The 5,464-nt window shown below is 62.9% G+C and carries 6 protein-coding genes; 1 reads left to right on the top strand and 5 read right to left on the bottom strand.

Going from position 1 to position 5,464, the window contains the following annotated elements:
* Positions 1 to 42: 42 nt before the first annotated feature.
* From EA346_RS12895 to EA346_RS12875, 5 genes are all read right to left on the bottom strand, one after another.
* Positions 43 to 1,473, bottom strand: a complete 1,431-nt coding sequence (locus tag EA346_RS12895) for an RtcB family protein (RefSeq protein WP_296759249.1) — start codon at positions 1,471 to 1,473, stop codon at positions 43 to 45.
* Positions 1,474 to 1,516: 43 nt separating this feature from the next.
* Positions 1,517 to 1,984 carry an archease gene (locus tag EA346_RS12890; protein ID WP_296759252.1) on the bottom strand — a complete coding sequence of 156 codons (468 nt, stop codon included), beginning with the start codon at positions 1,982 to 1,984 and terminating at the stop codon, positions 1,517 to 1,519.
* 70 nt (positions 1,985 to 2,054) lie between these two features.
* On the bottom strand, positions 2,055 to 2,459 hold the full coding sequence (locus EA346_RS12885; protein ID WP_296759246.1) for a CBS domain-containing protein: 405 nt from the start codon (positions 2,457 to 2,459) through the stop codon (positions 2,055 to 2,057).
* Positions 2,460 to 2,564: 105 nt separating this feature from the next.
* Entirely contained in the window at positions 2,565 to 2,912 is a 348-nt protein-coding gene (locus tag EA346_RS12880; RefSeq protein ID WP_296759244.1) for a transcriptional regulator, read from the bottom strand.
* A complete protein-coding gene (locus EA346_RS12875; RefSeq protein WP_296759242.1) occupies positions 2,909 to 4,423 on the bottom strand; it encodes a DUF1538 domain-containing protein in 1,515 nt (504 codons plus the stop codon). Before EA346_RS12875 ends, EA346_RS12880 begins: the two co-directional genes overlap by 4 nt.
* Positions 4,424 to 4,857: 434 nt before the next feature.
* Here EA346_RS12875 and EA346_RS12870 point away from each other — a divergent pair, with 434 nt between their 5' ends.
* Positions 4,858 to 5,394 carry a transposase gene (locus EA346_RS12870; protein WP_296759240.1) on the top strand — a complete coding sequence of 179 codons (537 nt, stop codon included), beginning with the start codon at positions 4,858 to 4,860 and terminating at the stop codon, positions 5,392 to 5,394.
* Positions 5,395 to 5,464 lie beyond the last annotated feature (70 nt).

Here is a 5,464-nt window from a genome sequence, read left to right as displayed (position 1 = left end):
TTGGGCTAACCCGACCTACAGTCTGCGGCTTGTCATCGCCAGTTAACCCTTGATGCAGATCATGGGTTCGACGCGGGCGATCATGCGAGCCAGGCCAGCGTCGTGGGTGGCCTGCACCACCTGGCTGACATCCTTGTAGGCACCAGGCGCCTCCTCGGCAACGCCGCGCAGGCTTGGGCTGCGAATGAGAATGCCGCGCCCGGCCAGTTCGTCGACCAGCTCCCTGCCGCGCCACTGGCGCGTGGCCTGGTGCCGGCTCATCGCGCGCCCGGCCCCGTGGCAGGCAGAGCTGAAGGAGAGCCCTTCGCTGGTAGCGGTACCGGCCAGGACATACGAACCCGTGCCCATGGAGCCCCCGATCAACACCGGCTGTCCCGAGGCCCGTAGCGCCTCGGGTAGCTCCGGGTGTCCGGGACCCAAGGCCCTGGTTGCGCCCTTGCGGTGCACGTACAGGTCGCGTCCCTGGCCGTCGACCACGTGGCGCTCGACCTTGCAGGTGTTGTGGGAGACGTCATAGAGCAGCTTGAGATCCGCTTCGGGGACCAGCTCGCCAAAGACCTCGCGCGTGAGGTGGGTCAGGATCTGCCGGTTCGCGAGCGCACAGTTGATGGCCGCACGCATGGCCCCCAGGTAGCGCTGGCCGACCTCCGACCGGATCGGGGCACAGGCCAGTTCCCGTTCCGGCAGATCGATGCCATGAGCGGCCGCGACCACCACCATTTCGCGCAGGAACTCGGTGCCGATCTGATGGCCGAGGCCGCGCGAGCCGCAGTGGATCGACACCACCACCTGGCCCTTGACCAGGCCGAACGCCTCCGCCGCACCGGGATCGAAGATTTCGGTAACGTGCTGGACCTCCAGGTAGTGATTGCCCGACCCCAGCGTCCCCATTTCATTGCGCTGGCGCTTGCGCGCCTTGTCCGACACCGCATCCGGGTCGGCACCCGCCATCTGCCCCTGCTCCTCGATCCGCCCGAGATCCGCCGCTTCCCCGTAACCCCGCTCGACGGCCCAGGCCGCGCCACCGAGAAGCATGTCGGTCATCTGCCGGTCGCGCAGGTGAATGGCTCCGGTGCTGCCCATCCCCGCCGGGATGGCTGCAAACAGCGCATCCGCGAGGTCATGCCTGACTGCGTCGATCGCACTCCGATCCAGGCCGGTGAGCAGGGTCCGGACCCCGCAGGAGACGTCGAACCCGACGCCCCCGGCCGACACCACGCCCCCCTCGTCAGGGTCGAAGGCCGCCACGCCGCCGATCGGGAAGCCATAGCCCCAGTGCGCGTCGGGCATAGCGTAGGAAGCCTGAACGATACCGGGCAATCGCGCCACATTCGAAGCCTGTTCAGCGACCTTGTCGTCCATGTCCTCGATCAGACCGGCGTCCCCATAGATGATCGCGGGGACGTGCATGCCCTCATCAGGCTCCAGTCTCCAGGCCGTGTCCGACAGTTGCGTGAATCGATTCAGTTCCATGACGTTACACCTCCGGTTTGGCGGGGCGTGTGGAACTCGCCGGTCAGATGTCCAGTATGCACTGCGCGAGCCATCTGCCGTCGTCCGAGCGACCGACCGCGAGCTGGGTGAATGTCGCGCCCTTGATCTCGACCGCGGGCTGATGCCGCGCTACGTCCACCCGTTCACCCCAGGCCTCCGCCTGCAGGTAGTTCCCTTCGACACGCACCCGAAATCGTGAGAACACGCGGGCACTGACCGCCATTTCGTAGACGATGCTGTTCATGAAATCATAGAAGAGAAGTTCAGGGTCTGACGCCGAACCGGTAAAATCCACCTTCTCGATCGGCTCGACGTCGGACGGTTCGACGACCACCGCTGTCAGGCCCTCCGCCGCCGAGGCAAACGCCTCCTCCAGCGTCGTGCCGTGCCCGCGGACACCCATGTCCGCCCGGTGGGGAAAATGCTCCCACTGGCCCACAAGGGCCGGCGCTCCGGCCGATGGTTCTTGTCGTTGCCCGTCGTCCTGTATCACAGGTTTCCTGCGTGGCCCTGATAGCGCTCGGGGGCTCTGAAGACGCCAATGGAGGTGTGACAGGGCACTAGCTTTCGACGTGGGCCTTCTCCGCCATGGCCAGGAACTCGCCGACGATGTCGTTCATGGTGATCAGTCCCACCAGTTCGTCGCTCTCCAGCACCACCAGACGACGCAGTTGTTGCGCGACCAGCAACCGGGCCACGTATTTGACGTGCATGCCCGGCGGCACGGTGATGACGGGTTTGGTGCAGACGTCATAGACGTTGACCAGGTCGATGTCTCCTTCCTCCGCGATGATCGTGCGCAGAATCGTGGTGTAGGTCACGATTCCATAGGCGTCGTGCTCATCGCGCCGTTCGACCACGAGGGACTTGACCTTGTGACGCTTCATTTGATCCATCGCCTCGCGCAGCGTTGCCAGCGGCGAGATGGTGATCACGTCAGCCTGCATGATGTCCTTTACCAGCATGTTGCCTCCCGAAAAACGGATGTCGCAGAAGAAGAAACGACGTTACGTTCGCACCACGAAACTGCCAGCCACGCTTTCAGGCTGGCGAAACAGGAAGGCCCTGCTTCAGATTTCGCCCTTGATGTGTTCCTCGAAGCTTTCCAGCTGCCGTGTATCGATGCCGGCGATGTGGTCCAGCGGGACGGTGAACACGACCCCGTTGGAGTGCTTGGCCAGATCCAGTTCCTGTGTCAGCGCCTTCATCACCGCCAACGAAAGCTTCTTTTCGAGTACGCAGATCATTACCGTCTGGGAACCTTCGTAGGTCAGACCGAAGAAGGTCTTCTTCTCCTTGGCCCCGATTCCGCGGGCATCGAGCAGGGTTAACCCACCAGCACCGGACTGTTTGGCGATGTCGATGGCCTTCTCTTCGAGGTTTTCGGCAAGAATTGCAACGAGTACGGCAAATTTCATGAGTCGTTTCCTCTCCGCCGGATGGCGAACTCGGCCGCGATGGCGTAAAGCATCACGGATATTATCGGAAAGATCGAGGCGAACGCGATCAGGCCGAAGCCATCGATCATCACGTTGCGCCCCTCGATGTGCGTGGCCAGCCCGATACCGAGTGCGGTGACCAGCGGCACCGTCACCTCCGATGTCGTGACGCCGCCCAGGTCGTAGGCCAGCGCGACGATGTACTTCGGCGACAGGAAGGTCAGCAGGATCACCACCGTGTAGCCGGCCATGATGTAGTAATGGATGGAGTCACCGCTGATGATCCGGTGCACCCCGATGGTGATGCCCACCGCCACGCCTGCTGCGACCAGGAGCCGGATCACGGTACCGTTCAGCCGCCCCTTCGCGGCCTCTTCGGCCTTCTGGCCGATCGCGATCAGGGCCGGTTCCGCCATGGTCGTCGCAAAGCCGATCGCGAAGGCGAACAGATACACGAAAATCCAGCGATCCAGCCCAATCAGCTGTTCCGCCATGCTCTGCCCGATCGGGAAGAGCCCCATTTTCAGGCCGACCACGAAGGCATACAGGCCGACGATCACCAGCACGAAACCGCCCATCACCTTGTGCACGTGGGCAATGTGCTTGCGGATCACCAGGTACTGGAAGACCAGAATCACGGTGATGATCGGCAGCACATCCCGGAACATGATCATGAGATCCCGGAGCATCCCCAGCAGGATGCTGCCTGCGACCTCCTGGACGACCTCGGTCACTTCCGGATCCACAGCCTCCTTGATGCCGTCGACGACCTCGCGGGCCTCGCCAAAGCTGTACACGATGATCCCGTAGATCTGCACCGAGATCATTGGCACCATCACCGCCAGGCCCACCAGGCCGAAGCCATGGATCAGGGCATTGCGCCCCCGTATCGAGACCGCCAACCCGATCCCCAACGCAGCGATCAAAGGCACCGTGACGATATTGGTGGTCACGCCCCCGGAGTCGTAGGCCAGGCCGACGATTTCTTCCGGCGCGAAGAACGTCACCATAACGACCACGAGATAGCCGATGATCATGTACCAGTGCAGGCTATGTCCGAGGAGGATGCGCACCACCCCCAACGCCACGACCGCACCCACGGACCCCGCGACCAGCAAACGCAGCGTCAAAGCGCTGATGCGACCCTCGCTGATGATTTCCGCCTGGCTGGCCACCGCGATCAACGCGGGCTCGGCGACCACCGCCGCGAATCCCAGGCAGAAGCCGAAGACCATCAGCAGCGGGAGCGATCCCTTGCGTGCAAATTCGTTGGAAAGGTTCTTGCCGATCGGGAAGATCCCGAGCTCCAGCCCCTGCAGGAACAGGGCCACGCCAAGGACGACCACCAACAGCCCCACCGCCATGGGCAGCCATGCATCGGGAACCTGGCGGATCACCAGGAACTGGAAGATGCCGACGACCAGGATGATCGGCAGCAGGTTGCGGAACGAGTGGTTCAGCAGACCGAGGAATTCCCTGAACTGGTTCACGGTTGCCGCGTCATCCGTTCAAAAGATCGGCCGGGTCTCGCTAGCGGCGCAAGCCCCTGCCATCGCGTCATCCCCCACGCGCTTTTCCCGCGTGCCATCGCACACGCCCCAGTCGCCATTCGGCCGGCCACCACGGTCCCCAAGAGCGTCGCTTGCAAGGCTTCCCCCACCCGTTTTAGCTCGCGTTTTGAAGATACCATAAAGCCGATCGTGCCCCGCGTACCGGCGTCGGCATGCCTCGGGTTACACGACCCACGGGAATCGCGCTGGCAGTCGTCGGGTTACGCTGCGCTAACCCGACCTACGGGGGAGGTGCATTTGAAACTCCGACGTGTTGCAATCGGAATGATCGTAGGTCGGGTTAGCGTAGCGTAACCCGACAATCGGAGCCCACGACTCCAGCCATCGATGATGCCAACGGAAGGCAACGAAGCATGAGATACCGACGCGCATTCGTCCCAGGCGGATCCTACTTCTTCACCCTGGTCACACACCGACGGCGCCCGATCTTCAACACACCGGAGACAGTAGAGGTCTTGCGTAACGCGTTTCGTACCGTGCGCAGCAAACGGCCTTTCAGGATGGACGCAATGGTGGTCTTGCCCGATCACCTTCACTGTATCTGGGCCCTGCCACCGGATGATGCGGACTTCGCGATCCGCTGGCGGTTGATCAAGACATGGTTCACCAGGCATTGCGATCCGAACCTGCGCGCGGTGCCTGACCGGGCGCGAGCCCGAAAGGGTGAACAGGCGCTTTGGCAGCATCGCTATTGGGAACGCCTGTTGCGTGATGAGGCCGATTTCATCCAGCACGTTGAGTACATTCATTACAACCCGGTAAAGCACGGTTATGTCGCCGCGCCCAGGGATTGGCCGTTCTCCAGTTTTCGACGGCACGTCGAGGCAGGAATATACCCAGCGGACTGGGGCCACGGTCCGCTGACGTTTACCGGTGTGGGGCGTGAGTGACGGCGGGCGCCAGGCGTCGGACGCGGGTCGCGTTGGCCTTCGTCGGGTTACGCTGCGCTAACCCGACCTA

This window comes from Thioalkalivibrio sp. (assembly GCF_007692535.1).
Lineage (GTDB): Bacteria > Pseudomonadota > Gammaproteobacteria > Ectothiorhodospirales > Ectothiorhodospiraceae > Thioalkalivibrio.
The sequence above is the reverse complement of the archived record's forward strand: the minus strand, read 5'-3'. Positions and strand labels throughout refer to the sequence as shown.